The sequence below is a fragment of the Algoriphagus kandeliae genome (assembly GCF_004571135.1).
GTDB classification, from domain to species: domain Bacteria; phylum Bacteroidota; class Bacteroidia; order Cytophagales; family Cyclobacteriaceae; genus Algoriphagus; species Algoriphagus kandeliae.
The window spans coordinates 352,428-371,300 of the sequence record NZ_SPSB01000004.1 but is presented as its reverse complement, the minus strand read 5'-3'; the positions used below and the strand labels follow the sequence as shown (position 1 = coordinate 371,300).

Annotated in this window: 20 protein-coding genes and 1 tRNA gene; 16 read left to right on the top strand and 5 right to left on the bottom strand. The window is 40.1% G+C overall.

What is annotated here, in order from left to right:
* Positions 1–178: 178 nt before the first annotated feature.
* The 10 genes from E4S40_RS13900 (at position 179) to E4S40_RS13855 (ending at position 9,863) form a co-directional block, all read left to right on the top strand.
* A complete protein-coding gene (locus E4S40_RS13900) occupies positions 179–631 on the top strand; it encodes a MarR family winged helix-turn-helix transcriptional regulator (RefSeq protein ID WP_135075333.1) in 453 nt (150 codons plus the stop codon).
* Positions 632–708: 77 nt separating this feature from the next.
* Entirely contained in the window at positions 709–1,236 is a 528-nt protein-coding gene (locus tag E4S40_RS13895; RefSeq protein WP_135075330.1) for a YceI family protein, read from the top strand.
* Between the two features lie 59 nt (positions 1,237–1,295).
* Positions 1,296–2,246 (top strand): VOC family protein, encoded by a 951-nt coding sequence (locus E4S40_RS13890; RefSeq protein WP_135075327.1) that lies wholly within the window; start codon positions 1,296–1,298, stop codon positions 2,244–2,246.
* The gene (locus tag E4S40_RS13885) at positions 2,239–2,850 is read left to right on the top strand and encodes an alpha/beta hydrolase (RefSeq protein ID WP_135075324.1); all 612 of its coding nucleotides are present in this window, start codon (positions 2,239–2,241) and stop codon (positions 2,848–2,850) included. Before E4S40_RS13890 ends, E4S40_RS13885 begins: the two co-directional genes overlap by 8 nt.
* Positions 2,851–2,914: 64 nt before the next feature.
* Positions 2,915–3,721: a pseudouridine synthase family protein gene (locus tag E4S40_RS13880; RefSeq protein WP_135075321.1), complete on the top strand. Its 807-nt coding sequence runs from the start codon at positions 2,915–2,917 to the stop codon at positions 3,719–3,721.
* A gap of 115 nt (positions 3,722–3,836) precedes the next feature.
* Positions 3,837–5,150, top strand: a complete 1,314-nt coding sequence (gene rimO / locus E4S40_RS13875) for a 30S ribosomal protein S12 methylthiotransferase RimO (RefSeq protein WP_135075318.1) — start codon at positions 3,837–3,839, stop codon at positions 5,148–5,150.
* A gap of 76 nt (positions 5,151–5,226) precedes the next feature.
* The gene (locus E4S40_RS13870) at positions 5,227–6,597 is read left to right on the top strand and encodes a toxin-antitoxin system YwqK family antitoxin (protein ID WP_135075315.1); all 1,371 of its coding nucleotides are present in this window, start codon (positions 5,227–5,229) and stop codon (positions 6,595–6,597) included.
* 27 nt (positions 6,598–6,624) lie between these two features.
* A complete protein-coding gene (locus E4S40_RS13865) occupies positions 6,625–7,494 on the top strand; it encodes a glycerophosphodiester phosphodiesterase (protein ID WP_237563202.1) in 870 nt (289 codons plus the stop codon).
* 53 nt (positions 7,495–7,547) lie between these two features.
* Positions 7,548–8,711: a hypothetical protein gene (locus E4S40_RS13860; RefSeq protein WP_135075309.1), complete on the top strand. Its 1,164-nt coding sequence runs from the start codon at positions 7,548–7,550 to the stop codon at positions 8,709–8,711.
* A 156-nt stretch (positions 8,712–8,867) separates the two neighbouring features.
* Positions 8,868–9,863 carry an adenosine kinase gene (locus E4S40_RS13855; protein WP_135075306.1) on the top strand — a complete coding sequence of 332 codons (996 nt, stop codon included), beginning with the start codon at positions 8,868–8,870 and terminating at the stop codon, positions 9,861–9,863.
* A gap of 94 nt (positions 9,864–9,957) precedes the next feature.
* On the opposite strand, the gene E4S40_RS13850 is transcribed toward E4S40_RS13855, so the two are convergent.
* The gene (locus E4S40_RS13850) at positions 9,958–10,689 is read right to left on the bottom strand and encodes a nitroreductase family protein (RefSeq protein WP_135075303.1); all 732 of its coding nucleotides are present in this window, start codon (positions 10,687–10,689) and stop codon (positions 9,958–9,960) included.
* A gap of 93 nt (positions 10,690–10,782) precedes the next feature.
* Between E4S40_RS13850 and E4S40_RS13845 the strand changes: the two genes are divergently transcribed.
* Positions 10,783–12,270, top strand: coding sequence for a DUF5687 family protein (locus tag E4S40_RS13845; protein ID WP_135075300.1), 1,488 nt, complete (start codon positions 10,783–10,785; stop codon positions 12,268–12,270).
* Entirely contained in the window at positions 12,267–12,962 is a 696-nt protein-coding gene (locus tag E4S40_RS13840) for an ABC transporter ATP-binding protein (protein WP_135075297.1), read from the top strand. The genes E4S40_RS13845 and E4S40_RS13840 overlap by 4 nt, the downstream gene beginning before the upstream one ends.
* Positions 12,963–13,247: 285 nt before the next feature.
* On the opposite strand, the gene E4S40_RS13835 is transcribed toward E4S40_RS13840, so the two are convergent.
* The 4 genes from E4S40_RS13835 to E4S40_RS13820 form a co-directional block, all read right to left on the bottom strand.
* Positions 13,248–13,505 (bottom strand): GIY-YIG nuclease family protein, encoded by a 258-nt coding sequence (locus E4S40_RS13835; RefSeq protein WP_135075294.1) that lies wholly within the window; start codon positions 13,503–13,505, stop codon positions 13,248–13,250.
* 54 nt (positions 13,506–13,559) lie between these two features.
* A tRNA-Leu gene (locus tag E4S40_RS13830) sits at positions 13,560–13,643 on the bottom strand.
* 69 nt (positions 13,644–13,712) lie between these two features.
* Positions 13,713–14,012: a putative quinol monooxygenase gene (locus tag E4S40_RS13825; protein WP_135075291.1), complete on the bottom strand. Its 300-nt coding sequence runs from the start codon at positions 14,010–14,012 to the stop codon at positions 13,713–13,715.
* Between the two features lie 3 nt (positions 14,013–14,015).
* A complete protein-coding gene (locus E4S40_RS13820; RefSeq protein WP_135075288.1) occupies positions 14,016–14,786 on the bottom strand; it encodes an SAM hydrolase/SAM-dependent halogenase family protein in 771 nt (256 codons plus the stop codon).
* A 103-nt stretch (positions 14,787–14,889) separates the two neighbouring features.
* Here E4S40_RS13820 and E4S40_RS13815 point away from each other — a divergent pair, with 103 nt between their 5' ends.
* The 4 genes from E4S40_RS13815 to E4S40_RS13800 all read left to right on the top strand — a co-directional run bounded on the left by E4S40_RS13815 (position 14,890) and on the right by E4S40_RS13800 (position 18,873).
* Positions 14,890–15,879, top strand: coding sequence for a PhoH family protein (locus E4S40_RS13815; RefSeq protein ID WP_135075285.1), 990 nt, complete (start codon positions 14,890–14,892; stop codon positions 15,877–15,879).
* Positions 15,848–16,285: a GNAT family N-acetyltransferase gene (locus tag E4S40_RS13810; protein ID WP_135075282.1), complete on the top strand. Its 438-nt coding sequence runs from the start codon at positions 15,848–15,850 to the stop codon at positions 16,283–16,285. Before E4S40_RS13815 ends, E4S40_RS13810 begins: the two co-directional genes overlap by 32 nt.
* Before the next feature lie 25 nt (positions 16,286–16,310).
* On the top strand, positions 16,311–16,874 hold the full coding sequence (locus E4S40_RS13805; RefSeq protein WP_135075279.1) for a DUF3575 domain-containing protein: 564 nt from the start codon (positions 16,311–16,313) through the stop codon (positions 16,872–16,874).
* A gap of 79 nt (positions 16,875–16,953) precedes the next feature.
* Positions 16,954–18,873 (top strand): ComEC/Rec2 family competence protein, encoded by a 1,920-nt coding sequence (locus tag E4S40_RS13800; protein WP_135075276.1) that lies wholly within the window; start codon positions 16,954–16,956, stop codon positions 18,871–18,873.

The window sequence follows — 18,873 nt, the reverse complement described above, 5'->3', positions numbered from 1 at the left end:
GGATTATTTTATTTAAAAATTACCATGATTAAAAATAAATGATCCATTTATCAATATTCATCCTTTTTTCCAGGGGTTTTAGGTCTAGTTTCTTAAAAATAAATTAAGATTTTTTCGAAGTGATGAAACTTTCCCCTACATTTGTATGTATATACATTAAATTCACTTGTAAGTAAAAATGGGAAAAATAGAAGATGCAATAAGGCAAAGGGAATTCAAAGACCCTTACAACAAGGCAGTGGTAAATTTGCTATTTACACATAGCTATTTGGTGACTTTGCAAAACGCCCTATTTAAGCCCTATGACATCTCTCCAGAACAATATAATGTACTACGAATTTTGAGGGGACAAAACGGAGTACCTACAACTGTTTCTTCCATTCAGGATCGGATGTTAAATAAAATGTCCAATGCATCCAGATTGGTGGAAAAGTTAAAAACAAAGGGCTTACTCATTCGAGAGGAATGTCCCACTGATCGAAGACAAGTGGACGTGGTAATCTCCGAGAAGGGACTAAACCTCCTTAGAGAATTGGAAGGGAAAGTGGAGGAATCAAACCGAACGTTAATTCATTTGACTGAGGAAGAAGTAAGGCAGCTAAATGACTTACTAGACAAGATGAGGGGGTAAAAAAATTTAGAATAAATAGTGTATATACATATAATGTCAAAACAATTCAATTTATAATTCACAAAACAAACACAACTATGAGTACTACTAAATGGACAATCGATCCTACACATTCTGAAGTTTCATTCAAGGTGAAGCACTTGGTGATTTCTACAGTTACAGGTTTCTTCCGATCATTTGAAGGTTCTGCCGAGAGCACCTCAGACGATTTTGATGGAGCTTCTGTTTCTTTCTCTGCTGCCATCGATAGCATTGACACTAATCAGACTGATCGAGATAATCACTTGAAGTCTGCTGATTTCTTCGATGCTGAAAATCATCCAAAACTTTCTTTTGAAGGTAAGGTTAGCAAGGAGTCTGGAGACTATAAGTTGGTAGGTGAATTGGAAATGCGAGGCACCAAAAAGCAAGTTGAGTTGGACGTAGATTTCGGTGGTGTTGTAGCTGATCCATACGGTCAGACAAAAGCTGGTTTTGAAATCGAAGGTAAAATCAACCGAAAAGAGTTTGGATTGGCTTGGTCCGCAGTGACTGAAGCAGGTTCTGTAGTCGTAAGTGATCAAGTTCGTTTGCACTTGAATATTCAGCTTGTAAAGCAGGCTTAATTTAATATTTCAACCTTTGGGGAGTAATCTCCAAAGGTTTCCTTTAAAAATCTATCATCATGAAAGCATTAATCACGGGTATCCATCATATCACTGCCATCGCAGGTGATCCTCAAAAAAACATTGACTTCTACACTGGAGTCCTAGGACTGCGATTGGTAAAAAAGACCATTAATTTTGATGCTCCAGATGTTTATCATTTTTATTTCGGAGATGAATTGGGACGCCCGGGTGCGGTTTTCACTACTTTTCCTTTTAAAGGAGCAAGACGGGGAGTAAAGGGGACTGGTGAATTAACCTATACTGCTTTTTCCATAGCTAAGAATTCCTTGCAATACTGGATCGATCGCTTGCGAAAATTTGGTATTCCTGTTTCTGATGTTCAGACTCGCTTTGGAGATCAATTGATTCGATTTGAAGACCATGACGGGATGGGCTTAGAGTTGATTGCCAATGATCTTGATGATCGTAAAGGTTGGCCTCAAGGTCATATTCCAGCTGAACATTCAATCAAAGGATTTTACGGAGCAACTTTAAATCTTCGTGCTAAGGATTTGACAGAAATCCTGTTGATGGATCACATGAATTATCGCTTTATCGGGCAAGAAGGTGATCGCTATCGCTATGGAACCGAAGGAAAGCCAGGTGACATAGTTGATATCCGAATTGATAAAAGCGGAAATCGTGGAATGCAGAGTGCCGGTACTGTTCACCATATCGCATTCCGAACTGCCAATGAGGAATCCCAATTGGAAATGCAGCGTATTTTGATGGAGCATGGTTATGGGGTGACTGAAGTTCGTGACAGGAATTATTTCAAAAGCATTTATTTCAGGGAGCCAGGAGGAGTACTTTTTGAAATCGCTACAGACGAGCCTGGATTTGCTATTGATGAGGAGGAAGAGAATCTCGGTGAATTGTTAAAGTTACCAGATTGGGCTGAGGCATCTCGTCCACGCATCGAACAATTACTTCCTGAAGTTCAAGTAAATTTGGAAGACTATGTCTAATATGATAATTGCAGGAGAAAAACCTGAAAATGGTCGAAAGGCAGCCATTTTGATCCATGGTAGAGGTGCCTCTGCTGAAAGCATTCTTTCTTTACAGTCTTATTTGAATTTGGATGAGTATGCTTTGGTTGCTCCTCAAGCTTCTGATAATACCTGGTATCCTTTCAGCTTTATGGCCCCTGATGAAAGCAATCAGCCGAAATTGGAAGAGTCACTTTCCCAGATTCAACAAGCATTTGAGTATTTGATCAATGGAGGAGTTTCTTCATCTGATATTTTAATCTTAGGATTCTCCCAAGGAGCCTGTTTGAGTTTAGAATTTGCTGCGAGGAATGGTAAGAAATTCGGAGGAGTTGTTGCGTTTACGGGCGGGCTAATTGGTGAAAAACTCAACCCTGCTAAATATCAAGGCGATTTTCAAGGAACACCAATTTTGATTTCTGGAAGCAAACAAGACATGCATGTTCCGCTAAGCAGAATGCAGGATTCAGCAGATTTGTTGAAAAAAATGGGTGCAGAGGTGACGCTTATTCCTTTCCCTGATTCAATGCATACCATTCGACAAGAAGAAGTGGAATGGGTAAACGAACACCTATTAGGATAAGGTCCCTTCATTGGTTTAAGTCTGCAAGTTTTAAATCAAGCTTTCTTTTTAAGTAAATTCGGGCGTGCAGACTAATTCTCATATCTATCTTTTTTCAGTTTCCTATTACGGCGCCCGGTATAAAGGATGGGCAATCCAGAAAGGTCAGCCTACCATTCAGGGGAAATTGGAACGAGTTTTCCGCTATGTTTTGGGACATGAAGACTTCAAGTTATTGGGGTCAAGTCGGACGGACTCTGGAGTAAGTTGCCGAAAGGCCTTTTTTCAACTCCTCCTTAAAGAGCCATCTAACCTTAAAGAAAAGGTTCAATTGATCAATTCCTATTTAGGTGGAGAAATACGAATTGCTTTTGAGGGGCTTTGCAGACTGGAGTTTAATTTGATTCAGGCATCCCGAAAGAAGACCTATCGTTACTTTTTTACAGATGATGATAATCCTCATCCATTTTCATCGAGCTTTCTGGTATCATTATTTTCAAAAGTTGATGTAGAGAAAATGAGACTTGCTGCAAAGCTCTTTGAGGGTACCCATGATTTTTATGCTTTTTGCAAACCTTCAGATACCAAATCCGATTATTCGAGAACCATCCTCCATTGCGATATTCAACCTGCTAAGGATACTCCCTGGGTTGATTTAGGTCAAAGGGTTTATATGATGGAGGTAATTGGAACTGGTTTTCTCTATCACCAAGTTCGTAAAATGATGCAGGCAGTTTGGAAGATTGGAATAGGTGAATGGGAATTAGATGAATTGAAAAAGCGCTTGGAAAATCCTCGTTATAGCTGGGAAAAAATTCCCACGGCCCCTCCATTTAGTTTGTTTTTATGGGATACCGAATTACAAGAGGATTGGAGGTTGGAAAAAGACTAAATTTCAAAAGGGGTAAGGTTGGAAAGTTGGATTCTTCACCTTTCAACTTTCCAACATTAATAACTTTCCAACTCAATTTTAACTACCTTTGCACTCCCAAATCGAAGCGAATTCTGTGAAAGCGAGAACATTAAAGAAAGACAAAGTCAATATCATCACCATGGGTTGCTCCAAAAACCTGGTGGATTCCGAAGTACTTTTGACCCAATTGAAAGGCAACGGCATCAATGCCAGTCATGAATCCAATTCGGATGATAATAACATTGTCATTATCAATACCTGCGGGTTTATCGATAATGCCAAGCAAGAGTCCATCGATACCATCCTTCAGTATGTAGACGCAAAGGAGCAGGGCTTGGTAGATAAGGTTTATGTGACAGGTTGTCTTTCTCAGCGCTACAAAGACGATTTAGAAAAAGAAATTCCCCAGGTCGATGCATTTTTTGGGACAAGGGATTTGCCAGCCATTCTGAAAAAATTCAAAGCCGACTATAAGCATGAGTTGGTAGGTGAGCGATTGCTCACTCATAATGCGCATTATGCCTACATGAAGATCTCTGAAGGATGTGACCGTCCTTGTTCTTTCTGTGCTATTCCTTTGATGCGGGGAGGTCATATCTCTCGACCAATTGAGGAATTGGTCAAAGAAGCACAACATAAGGCTGCAAATGGTACGAAGGAATTATTACTGATCGCACAGGATTCAACCTATTATGGTTTGGATTTGTATAAAAAGAGAAATCTGGCAGAGCTGCTTCGACAACTTTCTGATGTAGAGGGAATCGACTGGATTCGCTTGCATTATGCTTATCCTACGGGTTTTCCGATGGATGTGATTGAAGTGATGAAGGAGCGTTCCAATATTTGTAATTACTTAGATATTCCTTTGCAGCATGGCTCTACAGATGTTCTAAAGGCCATGCGTCGTGGAACTACCCGAGAAAAGCAGGAGGAATTGATCTATAGAATACGGGAAATGATTCCTGAAATAGCCATCCGAACTACTTTGATCGCCGGACACCCAGGAGAGGGAGGAAAGGAATTCCAGGAAATGGTGGACTTTGTTGAGCGGATGAAGTTTGAGCGTTTGGGAGTTTTCACTTATTCCCATGAAGAAAATACCCATGCTTTCTCGATGGAAGACAAACTTTCCCAAGAGGAAAAGCAAGAACGCGCCAATTATTTAATGGAAGTTCAGGAGCAGATCAGCTATGACCTCAATCAGGAAAAGGTCGGTAAAACTTTCAAAGTGCTGATCGATAAAAAAGAAGGAGGATACTTTGTCGGCCGAACGGAATTTGACTCCGTGGAGGTGGACAATGAGGTGTTGATTGATGCTTCGAAATACTATTGTAGGGTTGGAGATTTTGTGCAGGCTAAGGTGACTGAAGCGACGGAGTTTGATTTGTATGCTGATGTAATCAGTTAAAAATCAGTTTTAAATATAATTGGAGTTGTTCTAAGCTAGTCTTATTTTTAGCTAGTTAGCTATTTCAAAAACCATTATGTGGTCATTTATTGTATCTATATTTTTTCTTTTTTCTGCCCCTGATTCTACTGAATTAAGCTATTTGTATTTCGGGAACACCAATCTGTTGGGTGTTGGAGAAATCGTAAATGGGAAGAAAGAAGGATTGTGGAAGGTTTACTATTCCAATAATCCACTCGATAATCCTCAGCCCAATTTGCTGAGGGCAAACCGGAAGGTTTTCGAGGAGAAATTCACTCCTGAAAGAGTTGTATTTCAAATTAATTTCAAAGCGGACCTTCCTGAAGGTCTATATCAAGAAAATTACCCTTCAGGAGAGATTAAATCCATCACGTTTTATGTGGATGGAAAACAAAATGGTGATTTTCGGGAATTTTATAAAAATGGCGAATTGAAGGCTCAGGGAGCCTATTTGGAAGGGAAAAGAGAAGGAACTTGGGAAGAATTTTATGAAAACGGAGTCACCAAGATAGAAGTCAATTACAAGGAAGGCCTGATGCAAGGCAATGCTTTAGGATATTATCCTGACGGAAAAGCTAGATGGGAGATTCCCTATCAAAATGGAGAATTAGACGGTAATTACCGCTTGTTTTTCGAAAATGGAAATTTGCAGGAAAGGGGAGCTTACTCAGGTGGAATTCCAAATGGACTTTTGGAAGAATTTGATGAAAACGGGAAGCTGACTGTCCGAGGGAATTTTTTGAATGGGAAACCTGAAGGTGAATGGATTTCCTATGACAAGAATGGGGAATTAGATTTTAAGGGACACTTTAAGGAAGGATTGCCCTCTGGTGAATGGACGGAGCGGGTTGATATTGTTTCAGGCTTTTACAGAAAAGGAAACTATGTAGACGGGCTGAAAGAAGGGGAATGGATTCTTGTTGATGAATCCGAAGAAACCTCACAAATTGAAATGTTTGAAGCGGGTGAATTGGTGTCTGTGGGTCCATTTTTAGTTGGAGAAAATGAATTAAATGGGGGTAAGTTGAGAAAAGGAACCGGGCAGCGAATATTCTATGATTCCGAGGGCCACATTATAGCTAAAGGGAAATATTCCAAAGGAATACCAAAGGGTGACTGGTACTTTTATTTTCCAAAATCAGATCGAGTTACAGCAGCTGGGAGAATGGTCGGCACTGATCGGATCGGTTTGTGGAACTTCTATAGCTATGAAGGGGAAATTATAGACCAACAAGATTACATCCCCGATTATTCAAACTCAAGTAACCCTGCCATCAATTCCAGGGGCGCCACAACTAACCGAAATATGAGGTCAATGGGATATAACACAAATCCTAATGGATCGGTGGATGCTTTACGGTCAGCGCAAGAAAGTATGTTTAGAACGCAGAATAATATGAATGGGTCCTTTCTGTTAAGAAACTAAGTTTTTATGATAATTAAACTGAAGCTTTTGAAAAATATACTCTTAGGACTTTTGATGGTCTTCCCTCTTTCCGTGTTTGCTCAGTTTTCCTATGATCTCCAAGGTCATCGAGGCAGCAGGGGATTGATGCCAGAAAATACGATCCCAGCTATGATTAAAGCGATGGATTTGGGAGTTAGCACATTGGAAATGGATTTAGCTGTTACTAAGGATGGTCAAGTGATTCTTTCGCATGAACCTTTCATGAATCCAGTTATTTGTTTGACGCCTGACAGGCAGGAAATTCCCATAGATGATCATTCGCATAACATTTACCAAATGACTTATGCTGAAGTTTTGGCCTATGACTGTGGAAGTAAAGTTCATCCGGGATTCCCGCAACAGGTTAAATTTTTTACTACCAAACCTTTGCTTCGGGATGTCTTTGAGGTGGCAGAAAAGTATGCAAAAGATAAGGGTTTACCGGCACCACACTACAATATTGAGATCAAAAGTAGTCCTGAAGGAGATGGGGAATATCATCCCGGGGTAGCAGAATTTTCGGATCTTGTAGTCAATTTAATCTCTGAATCAATTGGCTGGGAACGGGTAAATATCCAATCATTTGACTTCCGTGTGTTGAAGTATATTCACGAAAAATATCCAGAAGTTCCGTTGGCTATGTTGGTGGAAAATGCCTCCCGGTTTCAAGAGGATTTGAATGAATTGGGGTTCGTTCCTGAATTCTATTCTCCTTATTTCTTAGCCTTGAATAAGGAGATCGTGGAGTCTCTTCATCAAAAAGGGATGAAGGTGGTTCCCTGGACTGTTAACACCAAAGAGCAGATGGAAAGATTATTGGGTTTGGGAGTCGATGGAATTATCACGGACTATCCAAATTTAGCCCCGAAGCGATAATTATTGCCATTTCAGAACCTTGGGTTAATTTTACCCACTAAAATTCTCTCCTAATGAAGCTGATTGAAGTTACCACACCCGCCCATCAAAAAGAATTCATTGAGATGGCGGTAAGGCTATACAAAAACGAGAAAAACTGGATCCGACCGCTAGATAAGGATATTGAAGGACTTTTTCATCCGGAAACGAACAAGCTTTTTCGTCGGGGAGCCAAGGCCAAACGATGGTTGCTTCAGGACAATAAAGGCCAAACCATCGGTCGTATTGCTGCCTTTATCAATCCAAAAATGAAGGAAAAGCAGCCGACTGGAGGAGTAGGTTTTTTTGAATGCATCGACAATGAGGAAGCTGCTTTCATGCTATTTGATGTTGCCAAAGATTGGCTTCAAAGTGAAGGAATGGAGGCTATGGATGGCCCTATCAATTTTGGAGAGCGTGATAAGTGGTGGGGCTTGCTTGTTGATGGGTATTCCGAGCCGAACTACAACATGCCCTGGAATTTTTCTTACTATCAAAAATTCTTCGAGGATTACGGTTTCAAGCTTTATTTCAAGCAGTTTACCTACATGCGGCCCGTTCAGGAATTGCGTTTTGATGAAAAGATGATCAAGAGGGCTAATCAGATAATCGCAAACCCTGATTATTCATTTCGATACATCAAAGGAAAGGAGTTGAAGGAAAAAGCTCCCGAGTACTTTATGACCGTTTACAATAAGGCTTGGGCAAGGCATCTAGGCAAATCCCTCACTTTGAAGGAAGCTCAAATCATGTTTGGGAAAATGAAGCCCATCATCGATCCAAGGCTGATTTATTTTGGGTTTTTCAAGGGTGAGCCAGTTTCTTTCTTTATCAATATTCCGGAGATTAATCAAATTTTCAAGCATGTCAATGGAAAGATGGATTTGATCGGAAAACTCAAATTCCTTTGGTACAAAACTTTTTCACCACCCAATAAAATGTTGGGTTTGGTGTTTGGTGTAGTACCCGAGCATCAGGGTAAAGGAGTAGAAAGTGCGATGATCATTTCTTATGATAAGATGAGTAATGATCCAAAATTCCCTTACAAAACCATCGAAATGAACTGGATTGGGGATTTCAATCCTAAGATGATGCGTGTTTGCGAACAGCTATTAGCAGATATTTACAAAACCCATCATACTTATCGATATTTGTTTGATCGGGAAAAGCCGTTTGAAAGACATCCGATATTTGATTGACGATTTACAAAGTACGATTTACGAGGCTTATGAGAACCTCAATCGATATCTTTAGGGCTTGAAGTTTTAATATCGAATATCGAATGCTGAATTTCGAATAATGAAGTGAACTAACTTTATAACCTTTACACATTACAACTTTCCAACTATTAAAAAATGAAAAAATACGACGTAACAGGCATTGGAAATGCCTTAGTAGATATTGAATTCAAAGTTACCGATCAGTTTTTTGCTGATAATGGGGTCGAAAAAGGCTTGATGACCTTAGTGGATGAGGATAGACAAAATCACCTGATGAGGGCGATTAATCATGCAGAAGCGAAGAAGCAAGCTGGTGGATCGGCAGCCAATACCATTGTGGCGGTAAGTCAGTTCGGAGGAAAATCCTTTTACTGTTTCCGAGTAGCCAATGATGAATTGGGACATTTTTATCTTCAGGATTTGATTGACTCGGGAGTAGATATTGCCTTGGTTCCCGAGCGCTTGGAAAATGGAGTAACTGGAAAGTGCTTGGTAATGGTAACTGAAGATTCCGAAAGGACTATGAATACCTTTTTGGGAATCACTCAAAATTTTTCCATTAAAGATATTCACGAGTCGGCGATCAAAGATTCTCAGTATCTATTCATAGAAGGATATTTGGTGACTTCCCCAAATGGGAAGGAGGCCATGATGCACGCTAAAAAAATTGCTGAGGAAGGCGGCACTAAGGTTGCCATGACATTTTCTGATCCTGCGATGGTCAAATACTTCAAGGAGAACTTTGATGATGTAATCGGACCAAGTGTTGATTTACTTTTTGCAAATGAGGAAGAAGCACTTTTGTATACCGGTAAAAGTAATCTCGCTGAAGCTCGGGAAGAGATGAAGAAAGCGGCGAAACATTTTGTGATTACACAAGGAAAAAATGGAGCGATGATCTTTGATGGAGATACGTTCATTGATATCGAACCTTATAAAACCACTGCGATTGATAGTAATGGAGCAGGAGATATGTTTGCAGGAGCATTCTTATTTGGGATCACAAATGGCCATAGCTATGCTTCAAGTGGAAAATTAGCATCTATGGCAAGCTCTCAAATCGTAAGTCAATTTGGGCCACGCCTCCAGTGGCATCAAGCAAAGGATATTTTGGCTCGGCTAAATCCTTGATGAAGAGAGGTTAGCAACCGCTAAGTGTTACCCTGAGCGGAGTCGAATAGTCCTCGACTCCGCTCGGACTGACACATACTTTAGTCCCTCAGTTTTACTTTTCCACTATCAGCTCGGAGCTAGGAACCCGGAACCTAGGGCCGTAAATCCCTTCCGGAAGGCCTTTGCCACAACCGATAATCATAGAGATTTCAGCCTCTGCAGGTAGATTAAGGAGCTTTTTTACACGCTTTGAATCAAATCCTTCCATCGGGCAGGTATCATAGCCAACCGCTTTCATGCCTAGCATAAAGGTCATAGCAGCTAGGGCAGCACTTTTATGAACTGAAATCCGAACTTCGGTTTCTCCCACTTCACGAACCATCGGACGACGCAAGCCCACCCACCAAGCAATGATTTTCTTAATTAAAGTCCAGCCGGGATATTTTCCAAAAAGCTTTGGGATAAGGTTTTTGTAATAGTTTCGGGCCTGTTTTACCTTTTTTTCGGATTGGTTTTGAACTGATTCACTGAGGTATTTATAATTTGCCTCAGCCCGAGATTTCCAAAGATCTCTTCGAGTGATGATGACCACGAGTTCTCGTGCCGTCGTAGCTGCCTTTTGTCGCATGCAGAGATCGGCCAATGGCTTTTTTAAGGGAGAGGATTCTGGAACACGAATGAATTGATAAAGTTGGAGATTAGAGCTATTTGGGGAAAGAATGGCCGCTTCCAGACACTTCTGAACTTGCTCATGATCAAATGGAGAGTTTTGGTCGAATATTCTTACTGATCTTCGCTCTTTTACCGCATGGAAAAATCCTATTTCATCTCTTAATTCCTGCATTTATCCGATTTTTTTGGTGATTAAGTCGATCAAATGTAAGCTTTATCCTTATTTTCAAGCAAAATTATTAGGAAAGCACCAAACTAACTACCTATGTTTTTTGAATTAATCCGGCTTCAGTACCTAAAATCCGTGCGTTCAACGGCTTTTGCAAAAAGCCTTATGACCAATATTTTCCTTGGTTTCATCATTCTTCTTTTGCTGAGCTACGTTTTGATGGCTGGCTTATTTTTAGGAAGGATTATCGAAAATTTCGCTGAAGGTCAGGATCCCGTTGGGTTGTTGAATAGCTTTCTGATTTTCTTCTTTTTGACGGAGTTCCTCTACAGATATTTCATTCAGAGTTTGCCAGTGGTCGACTTGGAGAGCCTACTCCATCTTCCGATTGGAAAGCGTAAAATCATGCATTTGTTGTTGATTCGGACATTTCTTTCGCCAATCAATATCATTGCTTTGCTGCTATTCTTACCATTCAGCATGCAGACTATCGCTCCAGAATATGGAAGCCTAGCTGCTTGGACTTGGATTGGAGCTATTGTGCTGACAAGCTGGATTTTGCACTGGTTTATGTTATGGTTCAAGCAGCGATTTGAAGATTCAACCTTGGGCTTGTTAATTGTAATGACCATTTTGGTACTTGGTGGAGGATCGAGCTATATGGGATGGTTCAATTTGGGAGAATTAACCAAACCTGTTTTTGATTTGGCAATTTCCTCTCCGATTCCATTGGCGGTTTTATTCTTGGTCTTTTTGGGAAGCTATTGGCTTTGCTATAGATATCATGTTGCAAATGCATACTTGGAAGATCTTTCTTCTGATGATGAAGGACGTGTAAGAGGACAATCCATAGGATTCTTTTCTCGATTTGGATTGGCAGGAGAGATGGCCAATGTTGAATGGAAATTAATTGTTCGCCATAAGAAAAGCCGGACCTACCTCATGTTATCAGCGTTCTTTCTTTTATACGGGATGGTGTTTTATACCCAGCCAGCCTATATGGAAAATGAGAGACTTGGTTTCATGTTGATTTTCGTAGGAGTATTTATCACAGGAATCTTTATGATTCAATACGGGCAATTATTTCTCAGTTGGAACTCGGGTAATTTTGATTTTTACCTTCAGAAAAAAGATGGAGTTGAGCAATTAGTGCGAGGAAAATACCTTTTGTTTATTTCTATTTCAGTGATATGCTTTTTGGCTTCCATTCCCTATGTGTATTTCGGATGGAAAATCCTTCTGATACATGCAGTCACTTTTCTGTTCAATGTCGGAATTCTGATTCATGTGATCATCTATTTGGCACTTTGGAAACCTAAGCCCATGGACTTGAACAAGGGAGCCATGTTCAATTACGAAGGAGTAGGAGCTGCTCAATGGCTTATGGTGATTCCCATGATGTTTTTGCCTTATGTATTTTATCTGCCTTTTGCCTTGCTAATCAATGAATTTGCGGGATTGGCAGCGCTCGGAATTTTCGGGCTTTTGGGAATTCTATTTTATAAAAAACTCAGCGCGATCAATGTGAATCGTGTATATGAAAACAAATACGAAATTTCATCTTCATTTAGACAAGAACTATGATAGCGGTAAAAAATCTTAAAAAGCAGTACAAGGAAGCGGTTGTATTGGATGTGGATTCTCTGGAAATCCCCAAAGGTGAGTGCTTTGGGCTCGTGGGAAATAACGGAGCAGGAAAGACCACTTTGTTCCGAATAATGCTTGACCTGGTTCGCCCCACTCAAGGAGAGGTGACGATTGAAGGTTATCAAGTGAATCAAACTGAAGAATGGAAAAAGTTTACCGGTGCTTATCTGGATGAGCATATGCTTTTGTCCTATCTAACGCCTGATGAATATTTTCAGACTTTGAGAAAGATTTATGGCATGTCTGAAGCGGATTTGGAACTTCACTTGGAGAAATTCACAGAGCTATTCAATGATGAAGTACGAGGGAAGAAAAAGTATATCCGTGATCTTTCTAAAGGGAATTTGAAAAAAGTAGGGATTGCTGCGGCTCTCTTAGGAAAGCCTGAAGTGGTGTTTTTGGATGAGCCTTTCGAAAACCTGGACCCGAGTTCCCAGATTCGTTTGAAAAAATTAATCTTAAAGGAAAAAGAAGAATCTCGAATCACCTTTTTGATTTCTTCTCATGACCTCAATCATGTGACCGAAATCTGTGACCGAATCGTGCTCTTGGAAAAAGGCAAAATCATCAGAGATCTGCATGAAAAATCCGAAATGATGAGTGAATTGGAAGCTTATTTTACAGGGTAATTGATCATTTTTTAAATTGGGAAGATTCCTTGTTTTTGGAAGTTTGTTCCTTTCAAAAGAAAAAAGCTAGAAATAAAAAAAGCTCGCAGAAATGCGAGCTTTTTTAATGTACCCAGGCTTGTCTACCGACAGGTAGAGCCGGATTTGTATGTCTATGAGGGATGGGTCGAACGTGCCTTCGGCACGCAGGCCGTCACGAGTGTTACCTCATTGGTGTTTGAGACCATTTAGACTTAATTTGGACAGTAATAAATTAGTAGGAATTGGCTCCTTTTTGATATAGAATTAATTAAAATCCTTACTCTCCAATTTTTTCAAAAATTCTTTCCCAATACCACTTTTAAGATATTTTTCTCTTTTTCTAGCTTCCTCTCGGCAGGAAGCTTTTTCTGAAAAAATCAACTTAAAGGGAGCATAGGGTTTTGTTGACCTACCTTTACCTGAGTTATGTTCTTGAATTCGTCTCTCGAGGTTATTAGTCATCCCAACATATATGTAATTTCTATGAAGACTTTTAATTGCGTAGACAAAAAACTCTTTCATAACTAAAAATAATCAAAACAAAAAAAGCCCGCATTATTGCGAGCTTTTTTAATGTACCCAGGGCCGGAGTCGAACCGGCACGAGTGTTACCTCATTGGTGTTTGAGACCAACGCGTCTACCAATTCCGCCACCTGGGCTTGTCAATTAAATCCCATTTCTTATCAAACGGGATGCAAATATGAATACAATTTTATTTTTCTCCAACCCTAGATTTCTACTTCCTCAAATTTTTTTGAACTGAAAGCAATCGGCCTTTCAGAAAAGAGGCTTTTTGTGTAGGTCCAGACGGATTTAAATAGTTCAGAATCACGGTATTTGTTCAAAGCCTCCTCGTTTTCCCAATGGGAATAGGTCAAAAAAATATTTTTTTGATTTTCATCTTGCCATAGTTCCAAATGATGGCAACCAGGGAAAGATCGGATCTTTTTCTTGTTGGACTCAAAGTTTTCTAGGAAGGCTTGAATCTGATCTTCCTGAAAGGTCATCCGTACAATTCGAATTAGCATGGCTTAGAACTTAAAGTGAATCATAACTACCGACTCAAACCGAAGACCTAACAAATTGCCACCATGTCCATGGTTAATCCCTATTTCCAGATATCCCGAGCTATTGAAGAAGGCAAAGCAATCTCCCGGTTCTACCTGATCATAACCAGAGAAAATTCGGTCAAGGGTTTCTCTTCCAAATTCGATGGTAAATCTTCCCGGATTCAATTTGTCAAAAAGCTCTTTGGAAATATTGGTAATGAGGTTTCCATAGCGGTCTACTCGCATGACATGACCTGTGATCTGTTCTTTGGTAGCCTTGGGGATACGAGGCATGAGTTTGCGGAAATTCTGTAAGGGCCCGCCAAAGTCATGAATAGCGGCTCCAGAAGCTACTTTAGCTGCAATTGGTGCCAAAATATCCTTGGCAGGAAAAGAACTTTCTTGGACATGGATTTCTGCAAATTGAACCATAATTCCAGGTTCTTTATCAGCAAGTAGACTGAAAATCCCATTGTTAGGTCCTATAAAAATATGCTCTTCAAGTTTTACCCCAATGTATCCTTGGGTCATCGATCCGGTGGTATTTACAGCCACTAAATGCACGGTTCCTTTGGGAAAATCCCGAAAGGTTGAGCGCAGGATAAAGGCCGCATGTGCCAAGTCATAGGTTTCGATTCGATGAGATAGATCGATGATATTCAACTGGGGATTGATGGCCAGCATTTTGGCCTTTACTGCTGGTACGTAGAAGTCCTGATCTCCAAAATCGGAGAGGAATGTCACCAATGCCATAGAAGCAAGTCAATTAAAATTATGTACTTTTGTTAGTGAGGGGTTAGAACAAAAATAGAACATTATCCATCCCCCTTCAAGAATATTTAATCAAAGAAAAAATTTGGTAGAAAAAGTAATCACACTGGAGAATGTGCCGCTTGCGGAATTTTTAGGCCAGGCAAATGAAAATATCCGTCAGCTTGCGCAAGCATTTCCCCAAAGCAAAATTATTTCCAGAGGAAACGAGATCCGGATTCAAGGGAGTGCCCCTGAAATTTTGCGGATCAATAATCTCATTAATTTGCTCCTGGAGCATGTAGAGCGCTTTGGCCACCTGAGTCCCGATAAAGTCAAAGATTATTTGGACATCGAAGGCGTGCCTTTTGAGCAAACGAATCGTGATTCGGTAATTGTCTTTGGTAATAAAGGGTTGGTGATCAAGCCTAAGTCTCCCAATCAGCGAAAGTTGGTGGAAGCTTCCATGAAAAATGATTTGGTTTTTGCCTTAGGTCCTGCAGGTACTGGTAAAACCTACATTGCGGTGGCTTTGGCGGTGAGGGCTTTGAAAAATAGGGAGGTAAAGCGGATCATCATTACAAGACCCGCTGTGGAAGCAGGAGAAAATCTTGGCTTTTTACCAGGTGATTTGCAGGAAAAATTAGATCCGTATTTGCGACCGATTTATGATGCGCTTCAGGATATGGTTCCGCCTGAAAAGCTAAAGTATTATCAAGAAACCCGGGTAATCGAAATAGCTCCTTTGGCCTATATGAGGGGAAGAACCCTTCATGATGCATTTGTTTTGCTGGATGAAGCTCAAAATACCACTTCTGAACAGATTAAGATGTTTTTGACTCGAATGGGGCCAAATTCCAAAGTAATCATCACAGGAGATCAGACTCAGGTTGATCTTCCTATACGACAGAAGTCGGGTCTTAGTGAGGCTTTAAGAATTCTCAATAATGTCAAAGGTATTGGGATTGTCAATTTGAGTGGAAAGGATGTGATTCGCCATAAATTGGTGAAGGCAATCATTGAGGCATACGAAAAAAATCAGGCTGAAAAAGAGATAGCTAAAAATGAGTCTGCTGGTAGAAAAAGTGACCGGTAAAGCCGGGATGGATATTGCTTTTAAGATTCGGACAGAAGTATTTGTCAAAGAGCAAAACGTAGATCCTGATATGGAATATGATGAGTTTGAAGAATCATCGACTCATTTTTTGGCATCTTTGAATGGCAAGCCTGTAGGAACTGCAAGGTGGAGATTTACATCCTATGGGGTAAAATTGGAGCGATTTGCAGTTTTGAAAGAGGCAAGAGGAAAAGGCGTTGGACAGGCTTTGGTCTTAGCGGTACTTCGGGATTTACTCGTTCACCCTGAGGCTCAGGGAAAGACTCGCTACCTTCATGCTCAAATTCCTGCTGTTTCCTTGTATTCCAGATTTGGATTTCAGGTAATAGGTGAGCAATTTGAGGAATGCGATATTCTTCATTACAAGATGGAATTGAAACATTAATTGAACAATTTTTAATTTAAACACAATGAAAAAAATCCTAATTACATTTTTGATGATGGGGCTCATGGGATATTCTTTTGGGCAAAATGTCATCTCCAGCAGCGGAGGAAACTCAGATCGTGAGTTTTCAAGTGAAATAAAGCTCAACTTCTTGAATTTAATTGCTTTAGGTTCACTGGAAGTCGGCTTTGAAAAGTATTTATCGGATGATCATTCCTTGGATTTACAAGTTCATCTGAATGATCGTTTTGGATTTAATTCTCAAAAGAATGGGAAAAATTACAAAACCAATGCGGTACAGGCTTCCATGAATTTTTATTTCGGAGAAAATCCCAATGGAAGATTTTACATATTCCCCTTGGCTAAATTACGGTTTGGAGAGTTTGAAGAGGAAGTTGACGGTGGAATTGCTACTACCAATATGAATGCCTTTTTGCTCGGTGTTGGAGCGGGTTTCAAATGGGAGTTTTCTCCAAAATTTGCCTTTGGCCCTCATGTAAGTATAGCTAGAGGATTCAGTGACGAAGTTGCAAATCGATTCACACGGATTGAACTAAATGGAGGTTTTAGCTTGGGCTACCGCTTCTGACGAAAAATCTTGACAAGATTTAGCCATCCTAACCTTTTAGGATGGCTTTTTTATTTTTAAATTGATAGGTGTTTTTCCTATGCGTTTTTCAGATTATCCATTTTTACGCTTTCTGATCTTTTTTCTGATCGGTATTCTTTTGGGTACATACATAGAGCTGTATCCTTTTTGGAATCACTTTGCAATTTTGCTAGGCTGTATTTGGCTTCTTTATTTTTTCCTAGTTTGGAAGAAAATGGGGCTCGGTTTGATTTCGATTTTGGGATATGCTCAATTAATCGTTTTAGGAATCTCTATTTCACTGTTTTCGAAAAGCCAACAGGAAGCACCTAATCCAATTGAAGGCTCCTATTTGGCAGAAGTGCAAAGGTTTGATTTGAAAAAGCCGAATTCTAAAGAGAATGTTTTGTTGGTAAAGGCTTTTCAAACTGAAGAAGGCTGGAAGGAAACAGAACATGCTGTCTTAGTTTATCATCAAAGTGAATTAGATTTACAACCCGGTCAGTTTGTTTGGGTTGCCGATCCTCCGGAATTACTAGTTCCTCCCCGAAACCCCTCTGAATTTGATTTCAGGGACTTTTTGTCTAAGAAGGGGATTTTTTCACGGCAGTTTATTTCTAAGGATAAAATCCAAATTCTCGGGACTTCTAAATTGGCTGGTTCTAAATTTTGGCTTGTTCAAGTTCGGAAGTACTTCGCGGATTTGATTCGAAAAAATATGCCTCAGGCAGGCTCTCATTCAATTGCTTTGGCTTTGTTACTAGGGCAAAAAGAACAATTGGATCGGTCTCTGCGAGACGCATTTTCGGATGCCGGGGTGATGCATGTTTTGGCTGTTTCGGGTTTGCATGTGGGGATTTTGGTAGCAGTAATGCTCTTCTTAATCAAGCCTTTGAAACTGAAATCCTCGATTCGAAGGCTATACTTACTTGTGGTTGTTTTAATAATTTGGGCTTATGCAGGAATCACCGGATTCTCTCCTTCTGTAGTTCGGGCTTCCGTGATGTTTAGCTTAGTCGTTTTGGGAGAAATGCGAGACCGAAAACCTCCAATTTTTAATATTTTGGCCTTTTCGGCTATCTTGATGATTGCCCTAAATCCAGCTGTTATTTTTGATGTAGGCTTTCAACTTTCTTATGTGGCGGTTTCAGGGATTGTACTTATTCAGCCCTTAATTCTTCGATTTTGGTATCCTCCTAGTCGAATTTTGGAATACCTCTGGCAATTAGCATCAGTTTCCATAGCAGCACAATTAGTCACCTTTCCGATTTCGGTTTGGTATTTCCATAGTTTTCCAATTTGGTTTTTACCTGCCAACCTTCTCATCATTCCCTTGACCTTTCTGATTATGCAAGTTGGTATCCCTTTTCTTTTTCTAGGTTGGATCCCCGTTTTTGGGAAGGCATTGGGATGGGTCGTAGGAAGTTTGATTCAGCTTGAGGTTTGGGTTTTGGATGGATTTAGAATGCTCCCTTTCCGGCTGCAGGAAATAACGATCTATCCTACTACTATCTGGGTAATTTGGGGATTTCTATTGATTTGGGTCGCTTGGGAATTTTTTCCAAGAAAAAGATTATTGTACCTAGGTGTCTTTTTGCTGTTGATTTGGACAGGAGGTAGGTGGTATTATTCTTATGATCTTCATCAAAATCAGGCTGTCATCTATCGCTCTCAGAAAGGTTGGGCTGTAGATTTTTGGGAAAATGGAACTTTGAAATCATGGAATCAAGGAATCCAACCTGATGAAATGAAATTTTTGATATCTCCGAACCGTATCAAAAAGGAATGGGGAAATCAACCTAAGCTTCTTACTGCTTTGCAGGAAAGTCGGGGTAGTTTATATTTTCCGGAGATAGGTATCAGATTGCTCAATGATACACTATTCCTTCCCCCAAAGGATGAATTAAAATGGAAAGTTTGGAATGAGTCTTCCTGGAAGAGCGCTAAAGAGGAGGATGTTTTTCCGCTTTCTGAATCTGCAGTCGAAATCTCCTTTTGA

What these genes read in the sequence shown, in the direction of transcription:
- E4S40_RS13800 (WP_135075276.1), top strand. Translation starts at nt 16,954, where the DNA reads ATGCGTTTTTCAGATTATCCATTTTTACGCTTTCTGATCTTTTTTCTG.
- E4S40_RS13825 (WP_135075291.1), bottom strand. Translation starts at nt 14,012, where the DNA reads ATGCTAATTCGAATTGTACGGATGACCTTTCAGGAAGATCAGATTCAA.
- E4S40_RS13805 (WP_135075279.1), top strand. Translation starts at nt 16,311, where the DNA reads ATGAAAAAAATCCTAATTACATTTTTGATGATGGGGCTCATGGGATAT.
- E4S40_RS13900 (WP_135075333.1), top strand. Translation starts at nt 179, where the DNA reads ATGGGAAAAATAGAAGATGCAATAAGGCAAAGGGAATTCAAAGACCCT.
- E4S40_RS13810 (WP_135075282.1), top strand. Translation starts at nt 15,848, where the DNA reads ATGAGTCTGCTGGTAGAAAAAGTGACCGGTAAAGCCGGGATGGATATT.
- E4S40_RS13840 (WP_135075297.1), top strand. Translation starts at nt 12,267, where the DNA reads ATGATAGCGGTAAAAAATCTTAAAAAGCAGTACAAGGAAGCGGTTGTA.
- E4S40_RS13850 (WP_135075303.1), bottom strand. Translation starts at nt 10,689, where the DNA reads ATGCAGGAATTAAGAGATGAAATAGGATTTTTCCATGCGGTAAAAGAG.
- E4S40_RS13855 (WP_135075306.1), top strand. Translation starts at nt 8,868, where the DNA reads ATGAAAAAATACGACGTAACAGGCATTGGAAATGCCTTAGTAGATATT.
- E4S40_RS13895 (WP_135075330.1), top strand. Translation starts at nt 709, where the DNA reads ATGAGTACTACTAAATGGACAATCGATCCTACACATTCTGAAGTTTCA.
- E4S40_RS13835 (WP_135075294.1), bottom strand. Translation starts at nt 13,505, where the DNA reads ATGAAAGAGTTTTTTGTCTACGCAATTAAAAGTCTTCATAGAAATTAC.
- E4S40_RS13885 (WP_135075324.1), top strand. Translation starts at nt 2,239, where the DNA reads ATGTCTAATATGATAATTGCAGGAGAAAAACCTGAAAATGGTCGAAAG.
- E4S40_RS13860 (WP_135075309.1), top strand. Translation starts at nt 7,548, where the DNA reads ATGAAGCTGATTGAAGTTACCACACCCGCCCATCAAAAAGAATTCATT.
- E4S40_RS13845 (WP_135075300.1), top strand. Translation starts at nt 10,783, where the DNA reads ATGTTTTTTGAATTAATCCGGCTTCAGTACCTAAAATCCGTGCGTTCA.
- E4S40_RS13890 (WP_135075327.1), top strand. Translation starts at nt 1,296, where the DNA reads ATGAAAGCATTAATCACGGGTATCCATCATATCACTGCCATCGCAGGT.
- E4S40_RS13820 (WP_135075288.1), bottom strand. Translation starts at nt 14,786, where the DNA reads ATGGCATTGGTGACATTCCTCTCCGATTTTGGAGATCAGGACTTCTAC.
- E4S40_RS13870 (WP_135075315.1), top strand. Translation starts at nt 5,227, where the DNA reads ATGTGGTCATTTATTGTATCTATATTTTTTCTTTTTTCTGCCCCTGAT.